At 37.2% G+C, this 19,229-nt stretch carries 17 protein-coding genes; 7 read left to right on the top strand and 10 right to left on the bottom strand.

The window, feature by feature from the left end; translation table 11 throughout:
• Positions 1–708 carry a UMP kinase gene (gene pyrH, locus BLT95_RS08415; RefSeq protein WP_089665659.1) on the bottom strand — a complete coding sequence of 236 codons (708 nt, stop codon included), beginning with the start codon at positions 706–708 and terminating at the stop codon, positions 1–3.
• A gap of 193 nt (positions 709–901) precedes the next feature.
• Here pyrH and BLT95_RS08410 point away from each other — a divergent pair, with 193 nt between their 5' ends.
• Complete coding sequence (locus tag BLT95_RS08410) at positions 902–1,594, top strand: zinc metallopeptidase (protein ID WP_089665658.1); 693 nt, start codon at positions 902–904, stop codon at positions 1,592–1,594.
• 58 nt (positions 1,595–1,652) lie between these two features.
• On the opposite strand, the gene BLT95_RS08405 is transcribed toward BLT95_RS08410, so the two are convergent.
• A complete protein-coding gene (locus BLT95_RS08405) occupies positions 1,653–2,123 on the bottom strand; it encodes an Lrp/AsnC ligand binding domain-containing protein (protein ID WP_089665657.1) in 471 nt (156 codons plus the stop codon).
• Between the two features lie 52 nt (positions 2,124–2,175).
• Positions 2,176–3,549, bottom strand: a complete 1,374-nt coding sequence (locus tag BLT95_RS08400) for a saccharopine dehydrogenase family protein (RefSeq protein WP_089665656.1) — start codon at positions 3,547–3,549, stop codon at positions 2,176–2,178.
• 66 nt (positions 3,550–3,615) lie between these two features.
• On the opposite strand from BLT95_RS08400, the gene BLT95_RS08395 reads away from it, so the two are divergent.
• Positions 3,616–4,005 (top strand): DUF423 domain-containing protein, encoded by a 390-nt coding sequence (locus BLT95_RS08395; protein WP_089665655.1) that lies wholly within the window; start codon positions 3,616–3,618, stop codon positions 4,003–4,005.
• 79 nt (positions 4,006–4,084) lie between these two features.
• Complete coding sequence (gene pckA / locus BLT95_RS08390) at positions 4,085–5,683, top strand: phosphoenolpyruvate carboxykinase (ATP) (RefSeq protein WP_089665654.1); 1,599 nt, start codon at positions 4,085–4,087, stop codon at positions 5,681–5,683.
• Positions 5,684–5,764: 81 nt separating this feature from the next.
• Here the strand turns inward: pckA and BLT95_RS08385 are convergent, their stop codons facing one another.
• Positions 5,765–6,511 (bottom strand): uroporphyrinogen-III synthase, encoded by a 747-nt coding sequence (locus BLT95_RS08385; RefSeq protein ID WP_089665653.1) that lies wholly within the window; start codon positions 6,509–6,511, stop codon positions 5,765–5,767.
• A 24-nt stretch (positions 6,512–6,535) separates the two neighbouring features.
• Entirely contained in the window at positions 6,536–7,189 is a 654-nt protein-coding gene (locus BLT95_RS08380) for a DUF4271 domain-containing protein (RefSeq protein WP_089665652.1), read from the bottom strand.
• A gap of 102 nt (positions 7,190–7,291) precedes the next feature.
• Here BLT95_RS08380 and BLT95_RS08375 point away from each other — a divergent pair, with 102 nt between their 5' ends.
• From BLT95_RS08375 to BLT95_RS08365, 3 genes are read left to right on the top strand one after another with little or no spacing between them, the layout of a single operon-like run.
• Positions 7,292–8,023, top strand: a complete 732-nt coding sequence (locus BLT95_RS08375; protein WP_089665651.1) for a polyprenol monophosphomannose synthase — start codon at positions 7,292–7,294, stop codon at positions 8,021–8,023.
• Positions 8,023–9,366 (top strand): dihydroorotase, encoded by a 1,344-nt coding sequence (locus tag BLT95_RS08370; RefSeq protein WP_089665650.1) that lies wholly within the window; start codon positions 8,023–8,025, stop codon positions 9,364–9,366. The genes BLT95_RS08375 and BLT95_RS08370 overlap by 1 nt, the downstream gene beginning before the upstream one ends.
• A 58-nt stretch (positions 9,367–9,424) precedes the next feature.
• Entirely contained in the window at positions 9,425–9,916 is a 492-nt protein-coding gene (locus BLT95_RS08365; RefSeq protein ID WP_157718032.1) for a DUF4296 domain-containing protein, read from the top strand.
• On the opposite strand, the gene BLT95_RS08360 is transcribed toward BLT95_RS08365, so the two are convergent.
• On the bottom strand, positions 9,910–10,923 hold the full coding sequence (locus tag BLT95_RS08360) for an NAD-dependent epimerase/dehydratase family protein (RefSeq protein ID WP_089665648.1): 1,014 nt from the start codon (positions 10,921–10,923) through the stop codon (positions 9,910–9,912). The two genes, BLT95_RS08365 and BLT95_RS08360, sit on opposite strands and share 7 nt — an antisense overlap.
• Positions 10,924–11,004: 81 nt before the next feature.
• Here BLT95_RS08360 and tyrS point away from each other — a divergent pair, with 81 nt between their 5' ends.
• Positions 11,005–12,300, top strand: a complete 1,296-nt coding sequence (gene tyrS / locus BLT95_RS08355; protein ID WP_089665647.1) for a tyrosine--tRNA ligase — start codon at positions 11,005–11,007, stop codon at positions 12,298–12,300.
• Between the two features lie 365 nt (positions 12,301–12,665).
• On the opposite strand, the gene BLT95_RS08350 is transcribed toward tyrS, so the two are convergent.
• The 4 genes from BLT95_RS08350 to BLT95_RS08335 form a co-directional block, all read right to left on the bottom strand.
• On the bottom strand, positions 12,666–13,640 hold the full coding sequence (locus tag BLT95_RS08350; protein WP_089665646.1) for an acyl transferase: 975 nt from the start codon (positions 13,638–13,640) through the stop codon (positions 12,666–12,668).
• Between the two features lie 84 nt (positions 13,641–13,724).
• Entirely contained in the window at positions 13,725–14,063 is a 339-nt protein-coding gene (locus tag BLT95_RS08345; RefSeq protein ID WP_089665645.1) for a T9SS type A sorting domain-containing protein, read from the bottom strand.
• A 167-nt stretch (positions 14,064–14,230) separates the two neighbouring features.
• Complete coding sequence (locus BLT95_RS08340) at positions 14,231–16,216, bottom strand: hypothetical protein (RefSeq protein ID WP_089665644.1); 1,986 nt, start codon at positions 16,214–16,216, stop codon at positions 14,231–14,233.
• 57 nt (positions 16,217–16,273) lie between these two features.
• Positions 16,274–19,072, bottom strand: coding sequence for a TonB-dependent receptor (locus BLT95_RS08335; protein WP_089665643.1), 2,799 nt, complete (start codon positions 19,070–19,072; stop codon positions 16,274–16,276).
• Positions 19,073–19,229 lie beyond the last annotated feature (157 nt).

The raw sequence follows: 19,229 nt of genomic DNA, 5'->3' as shown, positions 1-19,229 counted from the left end.
TTATAAGTTCACTTTGGTTCCAACACGTTCTCCAGTAGCTACTTTTAAAAGGTTGCCCGGTTTGTTCATGTCGAAAACTATTATTGGTAATTCGTTTTCCTGACTTAGGGTGAAAGCTGTGGTGTCCATAACTTTCAGGCCTTTTTTAATTACATCTTCAAATGTAATGAAATCGAATTTAGTTGCTCCTTTGTCCTTTTCGGGGTCTGATGTATAGATCCCATCTACACGTGTTCCTTTAAGAATTACATCAGCTTTAATTTCAATGGCTCTAAGTACCGCTGCTGAATCTGTGGTGAAATAAGGGTTTCCCGTTCCACCTCCAAAGATCACGACTCTGCCTTTTTCCAGATGTCTAATAGCCTTACGCCGAATAAAAGGTTCTGCCACTTCATTAATTTTTATTGCCGATTGTAACCTGGTTTGGATATTGGCGTCTTCGAGAGCACTTTGTAAAGCCAGTCCGTTTATAACGGTTGCCAGCATGCCCATGTGGTCGCCCTGCACCCGGTCCATTCCCCGGCTCGCGCCTGCAACACCTCTAAAAATATTTCCTCCTCCAATAACAATAGCCAGCTCAACACCTTTATCAACTACCGATTTGATTTCTGCGGCATATTCTGCCAGTCGCTCGGGGTCAATGCCATATTGACGGTTTCCCATTAAAGCTTCTCCTGATAGTTTTAAAAGTATTCTTTCGTATTGCATAGCTGCTTTTTAATAATCGTTGCAAATATAGCTAATATCTGAATTTGTGAAATATAAAGCGACTATTTTGAAAATCATTCAGAGACTTTAAATATTTATTAACGTGAACTCGCAATTATTCAAGCTGTCATGCAAATGCAATGGCTGGATTTTTGATATCTTTAAAACCTATAAAAATGAAAAAAATTAAAAGATGTTAGGATATTATATAATAGCAGGACTTATTTTTCTGGTAAGTATGTTTGTGAGCAACAGGCTCAAGAGTAAATTTAAAAAATATTCCAAGGTTCATCTTCAAAATGGGATGAGTGGAAAAGAGATCGCAGAAAAGATGCTTCGTGACAATGGGATTACAGACGTGAAAGTGATCTCTACGCCGGGAATGCTTTCAGATCATTACAATCCTTCTAAGAAAACTGTAAATCTTAGTGAAGGAGTTTATTCACAAAGAAATGCCGCAGCCGCAGCTGTGTCTGCTCATGAGTGTGGCCATGCAATTCAACATGCAAAAGCCTATAACTGGTTGCAAATGAGAAGCAAGCTGGTACCGGTGGTGAGTGTGGCTTCCAAGCTTTCGCAATGGGCAATCTTTGGTGGTCTTATTCTAATGACCATGGTTGGAGTTGGTGTAGGACAAACAGTCCTTCTTATTGGTATTATCATGTATGGGATGGGTACGCTATTCAGCTTTATCACTTTACCTGTAGAATATGATGCAAGTAATAGAGCGCTGGCATGGTTGGAAAACGAAAATATGCTAACTGCTTCTGAACATGATGCTGCTGAAGATTCCTTAAAATGGGCCGCGAGAACTTATGTGGTTGCGGCCGTTGGATCACTGGCTACGCTGCTTTATTTTGTAGGTATATTTATGGGAAGAGATTAAAAAAAATCGATTGAAATATAAAAGAAAAAGGCTGCTTAATTTAAGCAGCCTTTTTTGATTAAATCTTAATTTGTCTATCTATCTGTTGATTTAGAGAAATAAATGTCTCTGTTCTTGAGACACCTTCTATCGCCTGAATATTCTTGTTGAGCACATGCATTAAATGCTCATTATCTGTACACAGGATCTTTAAAAAAATAGACCAGTTCCCTGTAGTATAATGGCATTCTATAACTTCTGGGATTTCATTAAGCTGTTTTACAGCCTGGGGATTACTTACGGCCTTATCCAGGTAGACTCCCACAAAGGCCATAGTCTTATAACCAAGCAATCTGGCATCCAGCATCATTTTTGAACCTTCGATCAAACCTGATTTTTCAAGTTTCCTTAAACGCTGGTGTACCGCAGCACCGGTTATTCCAATATTTTTCGCGATCTCTAAAATTGGTTTTTTAGCATCTTTCATCAGGAAGTTGAGAATAGTTTTATCAATTCCATCCAGCTTCACATTATCATTCACTATTTTCATAGATAGTTCGTTTTTGATTGTTAAGCTAAAATATAAAAAATGCTTTCCAATTCTAATTGCCTACCTCTCCAAATGGGTTATATCCCAGGTATTCTGTCTTTTTTTCTTCAAATTTGATATTGTGGTCCTCCAGTTTCTTTAATATTGGTTCATACACCTCTTTATTTATAGGGAGCTGAACACCGTGAGTTTTAATTTCACCATTAAGGATCATGATCGTAGCCATTGCAACCGGTAATCCCACAGTCTTAGCCATGGCTGTCTTAGACTGGTCTTCTCCAATATGTACCATGGTAGAGTCAATCTGTTTTCTTTCGCCATTTAATTCATATCCAAACTTATGGTACATCACGATCATATCCTTATCGTCTTTTGCTAATGACCATTTTTCCATTAATATCTTTTGAAGAGCCTGGGCGGGAGTAGCATTTTTAATGCCTATTTTTTTATTAGGGTTGAACAGGTCCAATTCTATTAGTTTCTCCCACATAATATCATCCTGGTCAATCTTCAGGTTATGACGCACTTTCAATTCTACTGAATCGCTTGGAGAATAAGGCAGGAATGAATTTATGAAGTCCCTGTAACTCATTTCTTCAGAATCCTTCATTTCAAAACTGTCATCTGTCATTCCCAATTGAACAAACATATTCCATGCACGGCTGAATCCTACTTTTCGGATGGTTCCTCTATATAAGGTGAGGGCATCTTCCAGGCCATAAATACTCTGGTATTTAAGTGAATTTCTGTTGGCCAGGCCTTCAAATTTACCATGTCCCTGAATTTGTAGAAATTCCGTTCTTCTAAATAGGCGGTGGTAAGGAATGTATTTGTATTTACCTTCCTGGATAAATTCGGCAACACCACCCTGACCGGCAACCACCACATTTCTTGGGTTCCAGGTAAATTTATAGTTCCATAGATTGTTGTCGCTTTCAGGGGCCACGAGACCGCCGGTAAAAGATTCGAATAATAGTACTTTGCCGCCTTTGTCCCTGATTCTGTCTATCACCTGCATAGCACTCATGTGGTCTATGCCGGGATCTACGCCAATCTCATTCATAAATACTAGGCCTTTGGCTTTTACCTCTTCATTCAGTTCTTTCATTTCATCGCTCACATAAGAAGCGGTCACCATGTTCTTTCCAAATTTCAGGCAGTCCTTTGCTACTTGAATATGAAATCTGGCAGGGAGCATAGATATAATAATATCGGCCCTCTTTATGGCTGGCTCCCTGCTTTCAGCTTTAAAAACATCAAGTTGGAAAGCTTCACATTTAGCATGGTCGTTACAGGCTTTTTTTGCATTTTCTATATCAAGATCTCCAATTCTTAAAAAAAGGTCTTCTTTGTCGGCCTGCTCTAGCAGGTAATTTATAAGAACAGAGGTAGATTTTCCTGCTCCCACAATTAAAATTTCTCGCATAAATTAAGTTAGTTTTGTGTAGTTGGACGAATGTATTAAAACTTTAATTCAAATAAAATTGAAAGTATGTACAGGAAATTTTTAGTAGCCGGGACACTTTTCGGGTTGTTGGCAGTAATTTTAGGCGCTTTTGCTGCTCATGGTTTGAAAGGAACGATCTCTACAGATGCATTAAATTCTTTTGAAACCGGTGTAAGATTTCAAATGTATCATGCTTTTTTGTTGTTAATAATAGGAGTTTCAGGATCATTTTCAGAAAAAACATTGAATACTGTTTTTTATCTTATAGTGATAGGAACTGTTCTTTTTTCTGGTTCTATATACCTGTTGTCTACGGGAAGCGTTTTTGCTGTAGATTTTACTTCAATCGCATTATTAACTCCTTTAGGCGGAAGCCTTTTGATCATTGGCTGGGTGATTTTGCTCCTGAAATTCATAAAGTTAAAAAAGAAATAAATTGATTCTGTTTAACGTTTTATCTTCATAAGATTTTTATTTTTGTACGCCTAAACAAACAACAGAATTGCTTTTTTTTATGGTCGATAACACCCAAATTACGAAAACGATTTCGTTAGAGGATTATGGAATCAATAATGCCACAGTACATTATCAGCTATCTCCACAGGAATTACATCAGGAAACTTTAAGACTCGGTCAGGGAGTTGAGAGCTCATTTGGAGCTTTGGCCGTGAATACCGGGGAGTTTACAGGAAGATCACCAAAGGATAGATTCATTGTAAAAGATGAAGTTACAAGCGATAAAGTATGGTGGGGTGACATTAATATTCCATTTGATCCGGAAAAATTTGACAAACTTTACCATAAGGTAACTAATTATCTTAGTGGTAAAGAGGTATACGCCAGAGATGCTTATGCCTGTGCAGATAATAATTACCAATTGAATATTAGAGTTTTAAATGAATATCCATGGTCTAATCTTTTTGCATTTAATATGTTCCTGCGTGCTGGTGATGAAGAGTTAGACAATTTTAAGGAAGACTGGCTGGTTGTAAATGCACCAGGCTTTAAAGCCGATCCTGAAATAGACGGAACAAGGCAGGAAAATTTCGCCATTCTCAATTTTAGTAAAAAGATCGCTTTAATTGGTGGTACTGGATATACGGGAGAGATCAAAAAAGGAATTTTTTCTGCATTGAATTTTGTGCTTCCGGTTTACAAGAAGACATTGCCAATGCATTGTTCTGCGAATGTTGGAGAAGATGGTGATACCGCAATTTTCTTTGGATTATCGGGAACTGGAAAAACCACCCTTTCTGCAGATCCTGAGCGTAAACTTATTGGAGATGATGAGCATGGCTGGACCGAAGAAAATACTATTTTCAATTTTGAAGGAGGTTGTTACGCGAAAGTGATAAACCTTTCAGAAGAAAATGAACCTGATATATATCGTGCGATCAAGCCGGGAGCAATACTCGAGAATGTTGTTCTTGATGAGAATGGAGATGTAGATTTTGATAATACCACTATTACCCAAAATACTAGGGTTAGTTATCCAATACATCATATTCAAAATATTCAGGAGCCGTCTACTGGTGAAAATCCAAAAAACATATTTTTCTTAACGGCAGATGCATTTGGTGTTTTGCCTCCTATTAGTAAGCTTACACCAGGCCAGGCTGCATATCATTTTATAAGTGGATATACGGCAAAGGTAGCTGGAACAGAAGCTGGTGTAGATGAGCCGGTACCAAGTTTTTCAGCTTGTTTTGGAGCACCTTTTATGCCGCTCCATCCAACCAAATATGCTGAAATGCTCAGCAAGAAAATGAAGGCTGCCAATGTAAATGTCTGGCTTGTAAATACCGGCTGGACAGGTGGACCTTATGGAGTAGGAAGCAGAATGAAGCTTAAATATACCCGTGAGATGATTAGTTCTGCACTTGAAGGTAAGCTTGATCATGTAGATTATGAAAAGCACGATATTTTTGGTCTGGAAATGCCTAAGACATGTGAAGGTGTGCCTTCAGAGGTTTTAAATCCTAAAAATACATGGAAAGATCAGAATGCATATGATCTTAAAGCCAAAGAGCTTTCTAGTTTCTTCAGAAAGAACTTCAGTAAATTTGAAGAGTATGCTAATGAAGAGATTTTGAACGGAGCTCCGGTTGAATAGTGATAAATTGTTAGATGTTGAAAATGAAAAATCCGGTCTGTTGACCGGATTTTTTATGTTATTAAAATAAATCCAGAAGAATTACTTCTTATTTACTTGCGTGATATATTTGTTAATAGCCATGGTCATACTTGGAGTCTCCGGAGTTGGAGCTTTAATATTGCAAACAAGACCATGCTCTTTAGCTGCCTTAATGGTAGTATTTCCAAAAACAGCAATTCGTGTATCATTTTGTTTAAAGTCCGGGAAGTTCTCAAAAAGAGATTTAATTCCACTAGGGCTAAAAAATACCAGAATATCATAGGTCACATCTTTCAGGTGAGAAAGATCACTTACAACTGTTCTGTAAAAAACCGCTTTTTTCCATTCAACACCTAACTTGTTCAATGTCTTTGGAACATCAGGCTTAAGCATGTCTGATGAAGGCAAAAGAAATTTTTCGTTCTTATACTTCTTAATTAGTGGTGCCAGTTCAGCAAAAGTTCTCTTCCCTACATAGATCTTACGCTTACGGTATACTACATATTTTTGCAGATAATATGCTACTGCTTCACTCAGGCAGAAATACTTTAAAGTGTCTGGCACTTTAAATCTCATTTCTTCAGCAATTCTAAAAAAATGGTCAACGGCATTTCGGCTTGTAAGAATAATGGCCGAGTACTCCGTAAGATCAACCTTTTGTTGTCTAACTTCTTTAGAAGGTACGCCTTCAACATGAATAAAGGGGATGAAATCAATTTTAACTTTTTGCTTTTCCTCTAGCTCAAAATAAGGTGAATTTTCTACCTTAGGTTCTGGCTGAGAAACCAAAATTGTTTTCACTTTCATAAATTAAACTTTATTAGATCCTTTTTAAATTGTAATAAGCTTGTACAAAATAATATAAGGGGCGATTTCAAGTGCGCAAAGGTACAAAATAAAATAGAACCAATTAGCGCTAAGTACACTTTGATTTCTTTTGTATATGATAATTAGGCCAATAGCGTTCGCTAGAATCGCCAGGATTCCTATGGTACCGAGGATTAAAGAAGTTGGATTTATGGTGTAGATTAAAAATAAAGAAGCGGCTAATATAAAAAGAGAGATGAAGTTTCTATAGCTAAATTTCTGAAACAGGTAATAATCGATCTTTTCATCCAGCTCAAAAATATTTCCAATAATTTTTTCAATGCCTGCTTTTATGAGAATCAAACATAGGTACGCAGTTAGTATACGTATATACAATATAAAATCTAATATGGAGGTTTCAAAAAAGTGTGAATACGCAATGTGTAGAAACAGGGATATTGCTATAGCCTGTATCCCCAATAATAAAATGTTAAAAGCATGAAAAGCCTTATTCTCTTTTCCTTTAAAGGCTATAAATTTGCCGGAGTTCAAAAGGGATGCAAATTCCTCGAACCGTTGTGGGAATAATAATTTTGCAAGGACAAGAAGAGTAAAGCATGCCAGGAAAATAATGGTAATCCAATCCTGATATTCATAAATTCGCTCTGTCGCCTGCATGAAATAAATTTTTACAAATGTAAAATTTTGACCATTATTCCTACGACCATACTTAAAGTTTTGAAATTTTAATTTGCATACATTTGTGCAAAATATTTGGGAATGGTAAATGGGATAATTATTATACCCACCTTTAATGAAATTGAGAATATAGAGCGCATTATAAGAAACGTGTTCTCTCAACGTCGCAAATTTCATATTCTGGTAGTGGATGATAATTCTCCAGATGGTACTGCAACCCGGGTGAGAACCCTGCAGGCTGAGTTTCCGGAAAGATTGTTCATTGAAGAGAGAGTTGGGAAACAGGGATTGGGTACCGCCTATATTCATGGTTTTAAGTGGGCGTTAAAGAGAGATTTTGAATATATATTTGAAATGGACGCCGATTTTTCTCATAATCCTAATGATCTGGTAAGATTGTATAATACCTGCAAAAGGGATGGGGCAGATGTTGCCATTGGTTCAAGATATATTACAGGAGTAAATGTGATTAACTGGCCAATGAACAGGGTTTTAATGTCCTGGCTGGCATCCAGATATGTCAGGTTTATAACCGGGATGGATATCCAGGATACCACGGCAGGTTTTGTTTGTTATAAAAGAAGAGTACTGGAAACTATTAATCTTGACAAAATTCAATTTGTTGGGTATGCTTTCCAGATAGAGATGAAGTTCAAAGCTCATCTTCATAATTTTAAAATTTTAGAAGTTCCGGTGATATTTACTGATAGGACACGAGGAACTTCAAAAATGAGCGGCTCCATAATTTCTGAAGCCGTTTTTGGGGTAATTAAAATGAAGCTTAAAAGTCTGTTTAACAGGAAAAAAGTCTAATGAAGAAGGTTTTAATCAAGAACGCGAAGATAGTAAACGAAGGAAAAATTGTGGATGGTGACGTTTTTATAGAAGACGGCATTATTTCAGAAATTTCAGAAAGTATAAGTGCCAAATCTCCCGACGTAAACATTTTTGATGCGGAAGGAACTTATCTGCTTCCGGGTCTTATAGATGATCAGGTACATTTCAGGGAACCGGGACTCACTCATAAGGAATCTATTGAAACAGGTTCTAAAGCGGCAGTAGCCGGTGGGATCACTTCTTTTATAGAAATGCCAAACACCTTACCCCAGACAACCAATATGGAAGAGCTGGAAGGGAAGTTTAAAATAGCTTCTGAAACTTCATATGCTAATTATTCTTTCATGTTTGGAGGCACCAACGATAATCTTGAAGAAATTGAAAAAATCGATCCTAAGAATGTCGCTGCTTTAAAACTTTTTCTCGGTTCATCTACTGGTAATATGCTGGTAGATGACGAAAAAGTGCTGGAGCAGATATTCAAAAAATCTCCTGTATTAATTGCGGCTCATTGTGAAGATGAAGCGACAATTAAGAAAAATATGGAAGATTGTATAGAAAGATATGGAGATGATATTCCTATTGAGTTACATCCTAAAATTAGAAGCGAGGAAGCTTGTTACAAATCTTCTTCTAGAGCGGTGGCACTTGCAAAAAAAACCGGGGCCAGACTTCATGTATTTCATGTTTCAACAGCAAAAGAGCTAAGTCTATTCAATAATAAAAAGGCTTTAAAAGATAAAAAGATCACTGCAGAGGTTTGTATTCACCATCTATGGTTTAATGATTCAGATTATGCCAGAAAGGGAACTCTTATAAAATGGAATCCGGCAGTAAAGACAAAGAAAGATCAGGATGCTTTATTAGCTGGTTTACTGGATAACTATTTAGATGTACTGGCAACAGATCACGCACCGCATACCAAGCAGGAGAAGAAGAATGTTTATACCAAGGCACCCAGTGGAGGCCCACTGGTACAACATGCTTTACCTGCGTTATTGCAAATGCATCACCAAGGGAAGATCTCCCTGGAAAAGATCGTTGAAAAAGCCTGTCATAACCCGGCAATTTTGTTTCAGGTAGAAAAAAGAGGTTTTATAAGGGAAGGTTATAAAGCAGATTTAGTGCTGGTTGATCTTAATTCTCCATGGGCGGTGCAGCCAGATAATATTTTTTCTAAATGCCAGTGGTCTCCATTTGAAGGTACCACCTTTAAATCAAGAGTGACACATACGTTCGTGAACGGGAAACTTGTGTATAAGAATTTTAAGCATGCAGCATTCACCAAAAACGCCGAAAGATTAAGCTTTGATCGCTAATTATAGAAATATTTTAATTCTAATTTCAATTTTGATCTTTTCAATTTCCTGTCAGGATTTGAAAAAATCAGAAAAGCCTAAAGATCTTATTCCTGAAGAGAAAATGATAGATGTTCTTACAGAACTTTCTCTTCTTTACGCTGCAAGAAACTATAACAAACAAAAACTGGAGGGTACCGGGGTAGATCCAGATACATATCTCTATGAAAAATTTGATATAGATAGTCTTCAGCTTGAAAGGAGTAATGATTGGTATTCTGAGCAGTACACTCAGTATGAGCGGATATATGATAGTGTGAAATTCAGGGTGGAGAAGATGAAATCTAAACTGGATTCTCTAAGGGATATCGAGGTGAAAATTGAAGATAGTATACGCAAGGCCAAAAGAGATTCCATTGAATTAATAGACTCATTAAAATTAGATCCTAAATTAAGGGATTCCATCAGAAATGATTCTATCAAACGCAGGGAAATCGAAGAATTGAGCAGAAGCGAAAAAGATAGTTTGTTGCCACCTCCGGTTTCTACTGAAAATGATTCTGATCAATAATTTTCTTTAATGTAAATTTTTGCCGTTTCTTCTAAGACGTGGCTCATTGGGGTAAATTTAAAACGGTGCTCGGTTTTAATTTTACTATTGTCAAAATACGATTTCTCGTAAAGACCATGAATAGAATCTCTGGTGAGCTGCCTTTTTGCTCCCAGCAAACTTCCAGTTTTCTGAAAGATCCAGCCTAAAGCGATCATCCATTTTTTTAATTGTTTTGAAGGTTCTGGTTTATTCATGTACCTGGCCGATTCTTTAAAAACCTTTTCAAAACTCAAATTTTCGGAAACCACGATGAATTGCTCATTTTTTACTTCAGATTCCATGAGCTGAATCATACTTTTCACCACATCTTTTACACCAACAAAGCCTGTTATTTTTGGAAAATGATAATTTAGACCTTTGTCTATTTTACTAAAAATTTTCCCTGAGCCAGAATTCCAGAATCCAGGGCCTATGATCACTCCTGGATTTATAATAACCGTGTCTATTCCTTCCTGAGTACCTCTCCATACTTCAATTTCAGCACCATATTTAGATATCGCGTAATCATTATGATTTTCTTCCGGGTTCCATTTAGAAGTTTCATCAATTTTAGAATTGTTGTGCTTAGAACCAACAGCCGCGATACTACTTACATAACACAGTCTGGAAATTTTATTGGCAATACAGAGATTTACAATATTTGCGGTGCCTTCTATATTGACCTTCCTTAGTCTTTTTTCATCGGATGGGTCAAAAGACACCAGTGCTGCGCAGTGGTATACTTCTGTGACATCTTTAAAAGCTATATTAAGAGAAGGAATATCATTGATATCTGCTTTGATCCACTTAATACGATCAAACAGCTTGTTAGCTTCAGTTTCTTCACTGTAATAGCCAAAAATTTTTCTCACCTGAGAAATATCAGATGAAGGCCGAATTGTTGCCTTGAGTTTTTCATTTTTGGCCGCCAAAGCATATAAAAGATGGGAGCCTACTAAACCTGTTCCTCCGGTTACCAGAATCATGGGGTAAATATAACTAAAGCACTTAGGAAAAATAAGAGTAAATGGTATCTTTACGGCTGTTTTTATCTGAATAATTAGAATATGGAAAAGAATTTTGTTGAAGAATTAACCTGGCGGGGAATGTTGCACGATGTGATGCCAGGGACTGAAGAACATCTTATGGAACAAATGAGATCTGCTTATGTTGGGATTGATCCTACAGCAGATTCTTTACATATAGGGCATTTAGTAGGGGTAATGATGCTGAGGCATTTTCAGCTGGCAGGGCATAAACCTTATGCTTTAGTAGGTGGTGCAACTGGAATGATTGGTGATCCTTCTGGGAAATCTGCTGAAAGGAATCTTCTGGATGAACCAACGCTAAGGCACAACCAAAATTCTTTGAAAGAACAACTATCGCGATTTTTAGATTTTGATTCAAATATGGATAATGCCGCTATTCTGGTAAATAATTACGACTGGATGAAGGAGTTTTCCTTTCTGGACTTTATTAGGGATGTGGGCAAGCATATCACAGTAAATTATATGATGGCTAAAGATTCGGTTAAAAAGCGATTGTCTTCAGAATCTGCTGAAGGAATGTCTTTTACTGAATTTACCTACCAGCTGGTACAGGGTTATGATTTTCTACACCTGTTCAGAGAAAAAGACTGTACTCTGCAAATGGGAGGGAGCGACCAGTGGGGGAATATCACTACGGGTACAGAACTTATCAGAAGAATAGGAGACGGTAAAGGTTATGCGCTTACCTGCCCTTTAATTACAAAAGCAGACGGGACTAAGTTTGGCAAGACAGAAGGAGGAAACATCTGGTTGGATGCCAATAGAACCTCGCCTTACAAGTTTTATCAATACTGGCTAAATACGAGTGACGAAGACGCTGAAAAATATATTAAAATCTTTACCTTTTTGAGTAAAGAAGAGATTGAAGCACTCATTGAAAAGCACCGGGAAGCTCCACACCAGAGAGAAGTACAAAAGGTTCTTGGAAGAGAAGTGACTACTATGGTTCATTCTAAAGCTGATTTTGAGAATGCCCTGGCAGCTTCTGAGGTTTTATTCGGGAAAAGTACTGCAGATGATTTTAGAAAACTGGATGAAGCTACTTTCCTGGATATTTTTGAAGGTGTTCCACAGGCTGAGGTTTCAATTATTGATATTGAAAATGGTCTGGATATGATCGCGGCACTTTCGGCCAAAACAAACTTTCTCAATTCTAATGGAGAAGCGAGAAGAGCCCTGAAAGAAAACTCAGTTTCTATAAATAAAGAAAAGGTAAAAGACGATTATATGATTACTACGTCTGATCTTATCAATAATAAATATGTGATTCTAAATAAAGGAAAAAAGAACACTTATATCATTCACGCCAAGTAAAAAAAATCTGTGTGTTTAAACTGTGTTACTAATTTTTACGTAAGTATTTACACACAGTATTATGAATAATTCAAAGGCTGAAAATATAGTGAGCTTGGTTATTTTTACCGTTTCCATAGCGGTGATTCTATATCTAACCTTTTTTCATAAGGTATGATAGCTCATTTTTATTATAATTTAAAGTAGTACAAGGCTGCCAAAAAACGAAAGCCTCCAGATAAACTCTGGAGGCTTCGCAACTAACTAACCAATCTAATATGAAAAATTTCACTTAGCCTGCAGAATATCAGTGATATAGTGTCACTTGCTTTCTGCACTAGTTGTGTCGTAAAACTTTCTGAAACTTTACAAATAGATTGAATATTTTATAATAAAAGCAGGTTGCACCCTCTAACATCACTATTATCAAACCTTCCCAGGATTTCGATTTTATTTTTCTCGATTCGTCCAAGATCCTGAGTAGCAATAAATGAACATGAATTGATGTTCGCCAGATCAATTACATTGATGCCTCCTGTTTTTCCTTCAGGCATGAAAGATTGAGCGTCTTCAGGATCACGTATTAAGAATTTCATCCAGGAGGGGCATTCAAAAGTACCCTGTCCTTTTGAGTAGGCCTGTGAAAGTAACTCAGTCATTCCATATTCACTATGAATATGATCTACTCCAAACCCCTTTTTTAAATGCTCATGTAATTCTTCACGTATCATTTCTTTACGTCTACCTTTCATTCCACCAGTCTCCATAATTATAGTATTCTTCAGTTGAAACTGCTGTTTTTCTATGAGATCGAGAAGTGCAAATGAAACCCCTATAAGAAATGCTTTTTTTCCGCTTTGGTCCAGTTTAAGGAGTTTACTGGAAAGAGAGTCAAGATCGTCCAGGTAAAAACCACTTTCCCGGTGGCCTGAACTTTTTATTAAATGATCTGCCATGTAAATCAAGGAAGATCCCTGGCGTTCGAGATAAGAAGGTAGAAGCGCTAGAAAAATATAGTTGGAAGGCTGGCCGTAGAATTCTGTAAAGGCCTTCATAAAACTTTTCTCGTAAAGACGAAGATCGGTTACATGATGCTTACTTGTTTGGTTTCCGGTTGTCCCGCTACTTGAAAAAGTGATTTGTGGAATCCCTGTATCGCTTACTATCTTTTTTGTCTTGAAGAATTCTATTGGTAGAAAGGGAATTTCTTTTATGTGATGCACCGTTCCCGGGTCTTTATTTAGAAGCTTGCAAAAATCACCGTAAACTTTGTTATTGCTATATTGATGTTTAAAAACCTCTAATGCAAGAGCCTCAAATTCTTCGTTATCTGAGATCTCAAAAATTCTTTTTTGAAGCATGGAGATTAATTGGATTTTTCTCAAAATTAAAGAATAAAAAAAGCCTCTGAAACAGAAGCTGTTTAAAAAGTAAATCGTGTAGAATTATTTCACCACTAATTTTCTTGTAGCTCTCGCTTTTCCTTCCTGGATTTTAAGAATATATATTCCTGGTGTTAATGTAGCTACATCTAATTCACGACCTCTTAAACGAGCTTTTTGGACAGGTTTTCCCAGAACATTGTAGATGTCAATAATCTTATCCTGATTTTTGGTAGAAGAAATATATACTTTTCCGCCGGTAACGGGGTTAGGATAAATAGATAGACCATCAATAGGAATCTCTGTTCGTTGTGGAGCACGATCAGATTCCTGAGCCCTTGCCGGAGCGGCAATTATCAGGAAGCATACAAGAAAAAAGGCAAATAAGTATTTTTTCTTCATTCTATTTTGATCGAGGTTTAAACAAACTTACAAATAAAATTTCAAAAATCTTGCCATGAAATCTAACTAAATAAAAATTTATAAAATAAAAAAAGGGATTGCTCGTTACAATCCCTTTAATATTGGCTAATTATTGATATTCAATTTATTACAAAACTTAGAAATAATTAATTCACCCATTCAAACAGACTGATATCTACCGTAGCGGCAGCATCATACGCAGCAGTAATATCTACGATGGTACCGTCTATTGTAATTCCTGAAATATCTGTTCTTGTATCGTCTGTAATATCTATGATAGTTTCATATCCGCTTAAAGAAAGTCCTGTAATTTCAGCTCCAGAAGTCGCTTTAAATTGAAGGGCGGTTCCCCCTGTTGAAGAAACAGCGGTGAAATTAATGATCTTAGGCATCGCATTTCTTTTATCTGCTTCTATAGCGGTAGAGAAATTTTCTATGGTATGATTTACGTAAGTATTTTCAATAGTGCCGTTCCATCCTTCAGTCCAGTCTACTGCATCATCTTCATTGTTTTCAAGATAAATGTTTTTTACTGAAACGGTTCCTCCAAAGAACTCAACTCCATCATCTGCACCATTCAGGATTGCGATGTTTTCTATCACAGTACCAGAGCCAACTGCATAAAGGGAAAGGCCATTGTATTGAGATTCAGAATTTATAGAAGCTCCCGCATCTTTTAAAACAAGGTATTCAATAGAACCAGAGTTGTCATCATCTGTAGTTCCTCCATAGATAATTCCGCCTACTTCAGCCGTGGCATTTACACCGGCATCTGTAGAAGCATTACCGGCGATTACAAGACCTCCCCAGCTTCCCGCTTCACCTGAAGTAGAAGACATCACTACAGGATTACTTTTAGTTCCCTGAATGTCTATCATTCCTCCTCTTTGTACTACTATATAAATACTAGTTGCGTCAGTTTCGCTATCACTTCTCGCGGTAATCTGAGTTCCCGCAGGAATAGTAAGTGTTGCACCGTCCTGAACAGAAACAGTACTACTTATTACATATTCACTGTTTGCATCAAGACTTAAGTCATTTTCAATGCTAGAAGGTAATACTGAAACCTGACCTCTGTTAGTGATCCAGTTGAACATAGCAACATCTACGCTTGGGTCTCCTGAGTAATCCAGGCCAAGATTTGCAGTTGCTCCATTAAGCTGAATTCCTGTAAGATCAGTTCTTGATTCGTCTGCGATATCTACTGCGGTATCATATCCTGAAAGGGAAAGACCTGTAATTGTTGCTCCTGAAACAGACTTGAACTGAAGAGCAGTTCCTCCTGTGGTAGAAACAGCAGTAAAATTAGTGATCATTGGATTTCCATTCTCTTTATCTGCTTCTATAGCAGTAGAAAAATTCTCTATGGTATGAAGAACATATACATTTTCCAGGGATCCATCCCATCTTTCTGTCCAGTCTACAGCATCATCCTCGTTATTTTCAAGATATAGATTAGTTATAGAAACAGATCCTCCAAAGAATTCAACACCGTCATCAGCGCCATTTACTAAAGCTACATTTTGAATAGAAGTTTCAGAACCTACGGCGTAAAGAGATAATCCGTTGAACTGGGATTCAGAATTAATAGATGCTCCGGCATCAGAAAGCACAAGGTAGTTGATAGAACCTGAATCATCTGAAGCATCTTCTCCTCCATAGACAATCCCTCCTACCTCGGCAGTAGCATTTGCTCCTGCGGCAGTTTCAGCATTTCCTGCAATAATTAATCCGCCCCAGGTTCCAGGTTGCCCATTTTTAGATCTCATAATTACTGGAGAAGAAGAAGTACCCTGAATATCAATCTGAGCTCCTTTTTGAACTACAATATATACATTGGTAGCATCGCTATCATCAGTATCGGTATCTGCAATGATCTCAGTTCCTGCTGGAATGGTTAAAGTTGCACCAGATTCTACAGATAGAATTCCCGTTAAATTATAAGTTTCAGCAGGGTCAAGAGTTCTGTCTTCTTCTATAGATCCGTTTAACTCTGTGTCACCAGTTGGTGCTCCACCATTGTCATCATCTGTAGGGTTAATAGGCTCAATGTTGGTGTCATCACTACAAGATGTTGCCAGTAGTCCCATAGCAACTGCAGAAATCAGCATTAATTTTTTTAAGTTTTTCATAATCTTAAGTAATTCTAGCGTTAAAAATTGGTTTGTGGTTTATAAAATTTCAATTGATTAAAAACTATAGTTTACTCCCAGACTTAATACCGCTCCACGATCATAAGATCGTACCGTTTGATTTGATTCTCCTGCATTTCCAGAGATAGGGCGTATTGCCTGGATTCTTTCAATTTCAGGGTTTAGAAGATTTTGTCCTCTAAACTCCAGTTTCCAGTTATCGTTAAGTTCTTTAGACATTATAAGATCTAAGGTTACAAATCCTTTTTCAATGATCTCATCATTATATTGAATGTCAATTTGATCCAGTCTCTGGCTTTCAGGGTTTCCTAAAGCATATATTTTATCTGACGCATATGCTCCTACAAGGGTTGCCTGAAAAGGATTTTCAGTTTCAGTTGAAACATTTACAGAGGCGTTGAAAATCCAATCTGAAGCTCCCTGAAGTCCTATTTCATCCTTAGCATTGTAACGGAAAGTTCTAATGAAATTTCCATTAGCGTCATACACATCTTTAAGATCCTGGGAATGCCACATTCTGGTCACGTTTCCAGATGCTGTAAGGTCAAGACCCGCTTCATTTTCATTTTCGATCACATTTATTCTGGCTTCGAGTTCCAGTCCATAAATATTCGCTTCTTCTCCTGCGTTGAAATAGGAGAATACCGGGGCAGATCCTCTTTCTCTTGCCTTGTTTATAGGGTTATCAATATTCTTATAGAATCCTGTTAATGAGATCAGTTCTCCAGAGCTTGGGAACATTTCATATTTAATATCTACGTTTGTGTTTGTGGAAGCTTCAAGATTTGGATTTCCTCTTGTAACCAGACCTGTTTGAGAAACATATTCAAAAGGAGCAATTTCCTTGAATTCCGGTAGCGTGATCGTTCTGCTTGCCGCAAATCTTATGTTCGAATCATCGTTAGGTGAATATCTAAAATTGATGCTGGGATAAATATTGTCGTAAGACTGGTAGACAAAATTAGGAAGGTTAGACGGGTAGTTGTTTACATCAAAAACCACATCCAGGTCGTCCTGTTGAATTCTTGCCCCAAGGTTTAGGTTCCATTTCGCATTTCCATAATTGAAAAAAGCAAAACCAGCCAGAGATTCCAGACTAGCCTCATAGATATCAGGGTTAAGAACATTGAAAGAAAGAGCTCTTGAATTGAAATTCTCTGTGGTAAAAATCCCGCTAAGATTATCTATAGAAGTAGGGTTTATAGTATTGTAATCCCTTTCTTCAGTTCCAAAGAATCTTGAATAAAAATCTCTTTGTTTATTACGATAGTTCCCTCCAGCTTTTAAGAACACCTTTTTTTCAGTTTCATCTTCCTGAACAAAATTATATTGGTTCTCTATTAAAGCGTTAAATTCAATATCATCAATCTCCTGAATAGATTTTCTTTGCTGGTAAGCGTTTGTTTCACCAAGAAGAATTGGCTCAGTTGGATGGATATTTACCTCGTTTCTAATACGGTTAGGCTCATCTGCATCTACCATATTGTAGCCTGCAGCCCATTCCAGCTCATTTTTACCGTCCAGCATATCATGAAAACCATGTAACTGATTTACCCATAACCTGGTTTGTTTGGTGTTCTGGTCACGAACAAATTGATTAAAACCATCACCGCGATCACTTTCTTCAAAAACGATTCCTTCGCCATTTCTACCACCTTCAAAAACTTCGTCAGAAACTTTATTGATGAATAGACTGGTTGCTTTAATCCTGTTGTTGTCATCTATCTGATAGCCCAGGTCAAGAAGTGCTGTATTATTATCTGTTTTCTTATAATTTGTCGCATCAGTAAAACCATCTTCAAAATCGTTGTTACGATAATTTGCAAAAGTTCCCTGATTATATTCGAAGCTTACTGAATTAGAAGCGGTGAATAAAACTCTTAAATCGCCAAATTCTTTACCGGCTGTAAGCGCATATCTTCTGTTTATCGGTAGCGTGGCATTTCCGGGATCCCAGGCCTGATTATTCAATGCGTTTTCTGTAGGAATCGCCTGGTCATAAAACCCAAAATAAACATCATCCTGGTTTGGAGAGACTTTGAAATCGCTAAACTCACCTACTGCATTTGTATTAGCACCAAGTCTTACTCCAAGATCTAATTCATTTTTTCCTCTAAGTTCGCGAGAAGTGATGTCTATATTTCCTGAAGCCTGGTCTGCTGAATTTTCAGCTGAATAGTTCTTACTAATAGAGATATTCTGGATAACTCTCGTAGGAAATAAACCAAGATCAATATTCTTGCGTTCCACATCGTCTGAAGGAATTGGAAGTCCGTTTAAAGTGGTGTATAAATAACGATCTCCCAGACCTCTTACAAAGATATCTCCAGAAGCCTCACTACTAGTAACTCCTGAAATTTTTGTCGTTGCCGTTGCAGCATCAGAAACTCCCAATTTTGCCAATTCCTGAGCTCCGATACTTTCCTTAATGTCTACAGAGTTCTTCTGTTCAATTAATAAAGCAACCTGTGAATCTCTTCTGGAAACGGTGGTAATAACAACCTCATCAAGAGCCGCAGCGCTCGATCCAAGATCAGTATTTACCTCTGTAACTTTTCCTGCTTCAACAACAACATCAGGAACTTCTAAAGTTTCATATCCAATAAAGCTAAATACAAGGGTATAAGTTCCGGGTTGAAGTTTATCAAGTAAGTAAAGACCATCATAATCTGACGTTGTACCTTTAGTAGATCCTTTTATTAATACGTTTGCAAATGGTAAGGGCTCTCCGCTCATTTCGCGATCAGATAGTTTTCCGGCAATAGATCCGGTGGTGTCCTGAGCCTGCATTATGCTTGCAATTAATAATAATGATAGTAATAAGAATTGTTTCATTTTGTTTTTGCTATAAAATCTCGCTGCAAATTAACGGCGAAGACAGGAGGCTCATGTTACCTAAGAATTAATCATTTGTCATTAAAGAGTTAGTTTAATGTTACTAATGTGTTAATGCCTTTATAGTTCAAATTATTGGTTAATTTTATAAGCTCTT

Source organism: Gramella sp. MAR_2010_147 (assembly GCF_900105135.1).
Classification (GTDB): domain Bacteria; phylum Bacteroidota; class Bacteroidia; order Flavobacteriales; family Flavobacteriaceae; genus Christiangramia.
The sequence above is the reverse complement of the archived record's forward strand: the minus strand, read 5'-3'. Positions and strand labels throughout refer to the sequence as shown.